Below are 2461 nucleotides of genomic sequence, written 5' to 3' on the forward strand. Positions count from 1 at the left end.
GGGTTGAGAATCCATATAATGATTCAGTTTCGGATATAATTTAATTAAAACCTTATTAGAGATTTAAAGAAAACTGTTTTTATTGGCACGTTGTGTCAAAAAGCTTTTAATTTTTTTGGTAAAGAAATTTTTTATATTGATAAAGCAGTGTCTGATAATTTTTTTTATATTAAACTTTGCAAAAAGTACTACAGTATAAAAAGGATATTTTGATCATCTAAAAAATTAAAATTTAACCAAACTTTTGAATGTATTAAAATTTTAAGAAATATTTTTTATAACATGATTTATTGGTTGTTAAAAAGTAAAAAGAATATTTGTATTGAAACATACATATGAATTCTAAATTTATCGTCTTGGGTTGTAGACCCGCTATGTAGAATTTAATTTATTTTATGATTAAAACACTAATATTGATTTAGAGTTTAGTGGAAGAATAGAATTGATATTAATCTTGTTAGCACATCTCTGAGCGAGGTATATTAACAGTTGGAATAAAGTAAATATTGCAGTGTAGAAGCTAAACTTTTAGCATATCATATGATTTTTAGTATATTATAATTTAGTATATTATAATATTATTTAGTACAATAAATTAAATTTTTACTAAAAGCTAGTAGTATTCTAACCAAAAAGTTTTTATAGATCGCATCTATTATTGATTTCAATTTACAAGAAAATTCTGTTTTATTAGCACATATCTTATTCTTGACAAAGTAAAAGTATCACCGTATCTTGCTTTCATGAATTTTCTTTTACATATCTTAGATATTGCTGGTGCTATTTTTTCATTTTTTTCTACAGTTTTTTATGTTAAAGCTTATAAATGGGCGTGGACGCTAGGTACCATAGCTACAGTGATTAATATTGTATTGTATGGTTTAACTGGTATTTACGGTGATATGGCCTTGACTGGGATCTACTTTTTATCAATGTTCTATGGTTGGTATCAATGGACTCGACATAAAAAATCTGAAACGTTAGTCATAACGAACCTTACTGTATCTTTAGCTTTGATTTTAAGTGTTGTAGCGTTTTTTGGTACATTGATAATGGCAGAATTATTGAAGCATTTTACAAATTCTCAAGTTCCGTATATTGATTCCATTACGACAATACTTAGTTTAATCGCTCAATGGATGATTTGTAAAAAGATGATTGAGACCTGGTTTTTATGGTTTGTTGTTGATGCTTTGTATGTAGGATTATATTTCTATAAAGGTATTCCGGCCCATAGTATTCTATGGGTTATTTACTTGGGCATGGCAATCGCTGGTTATCTCCACTGGTGGAAATTTAAATACTGTGAATCAGCGACACTATAATTATATTATTTCCAACGAAAATAACAATTTTGAATTTCGCTGTAAAGATAAAAATATTAGATGGATGAAGATAATATAGATATTTTGATATTAAATTAAGTGTAGGGTATAGAAATAATAATATTTTAATTTTTTAGAAAACGTAGAAAGAGAGGTTTTATTTGAGATAAACGATTGTATTTTTTCTGCTATTATTACATTTTAGCCTATAGTATAAAAAATTTTAATCGAATAAAATCCTTAATTTTTTAAAAATTCTCCTATTGAGAAGAAGATATTAAATTGATGATGTGCTTGAAGATAGTATTTTATTGTGATCTTAATATACTTTAAAACAAAATTAAAGGCATTTTTATCCGATGTATTCCAGTCAATTCCTTTTGAAGAAAGTATTTTTATTTTAACTTTATAAAAGTAATCCAAATAATTAGCGTTATTGATAATAACTTAAAATATTTGGTTCATATGGCTTCTTTTACTTTTGAGTTTTAATTAAATACTTGTTTTTTTAAATTATTATACTACACTTTTAGATGATATTTTTGAAGATGAGTAGAAGATATTCCTTCAAAGATAAATTAAATTGCTAAATAGTTTATAATCTTTTGAGAGTCAAGAATTAAAACAATTCAAGTATTTATGGTTGCGGTTAGTTTAGAGTGTTAGTTTAGAGTATAAACAGTAAATAGTAGTTCCTATGTTGTTTACTGGAACCTGTAAGATCATTGAAAAAAATATGAAGTGGATTTATATGTCTCGATAGCATTTTCTTGAGATTTGATCGTCACGTATGTCTTGAGAAATAAATGATAAATCATAATCATTTTATGATATAAGTAAAATTAAAAATTGTAATTATAAGCTACAAGATTAAAATAACTGTAGATAAAGAAATTCAATAAGATACTCACAAGCATGAGTTAAAGAAATTAGCGAAAAAAGAAGTTCTGTGGATGGGGGATGATCAGCACAGCGCGATGATGCGCTGCGCCCCCCTTTCCTGTGTGCTTATACGGTTACTTTTGATGAATGCTATGCTTCCCTCGTAAAGAGAATAAACTACTAAATTTTAAGTAATTGTAGATTTCTAATTTAATTGAAAAGATTTTGTATCTGAGATTAACTGAATTGAATTA

The 2461-nt window shown here is 26.3% G+C and carries 1 protein-coding gene; it reads left to right on the forward strand.

Translation table 11 applies throughout. The features are described 5' to 3' along the window. The first annotated feature begins 743 nt into the window (after positions 1-743). A complete protein-coding gene (pnuC, locus tag CLERM_RS00135; protein WP_102156613.1) occupies positions 744-1325 on the forward strand; it encodes a nicotinamide riboside transporter PnuC in 582 nt (193 codons plus the stop codon). Positions 1326-2461 lie beyond the last annotated feature (1136 nt).

Source organism: Coxiella-like endosymbiont, assembly GCF_002871095.1.
In the GTDB taxonomy this organism is placed as follows: domain Bacteria; phylum Pseudomonadota; class Gammaproteobacteria; order Coxiellales; family Coxiellaceae; genus Coxiella.